The following is a 260-nucleotide window of genomic DNA, read 5'->3' as shown; positions in this document are numbered from 1 at the left end:
GGCCTTCTGCTTTTTGTCGGATTGCCTACAGGAATGGCCCACTTGCTTCAAGGAAAGATTACCGGGGTCGTATGGCAGAATCTTTTGGAGGGGGCAATACGACTCGTTGTGTTTTTCCTCTACATCTTGGTAATTTCTCGGCTCAAAGATATCCAGCGGGTTTTTCAATATCATGGGGCAGAGCATAAAGCAATGTTCACCTATGAAGCAGGGAAAGACCTAACAGTCGAAAATTCTCGCCTTTTTTCCAGGCTGCATCC

The 260-nt window shown here is 46.5% G+C and carries 1 protein-coding gene; it reads left to right on the top strand.

The annotated features are described in order from the left end of the window. Nucleotides 1-260, top strand: a 260-nt coding sequence (locus tag UF75_RS26000) for a DUF1385 domain-containing protein (RefSeq protein WP_045577397.1), incomplete at both ends; no start/stop codon positions are given.

The organism is Desulfosporosinus sp. I2 (genome assembly GCF_000960765.1).
GTDB lineage: Bacteria > Bacillota > Desulfitobacteriia > Desulfitobacteriales > Desulfitobacteriaceae > Desulfosporosinus.
This window is presented reverse-complemented; position numbering and strand designations above follow the sequence as displayed.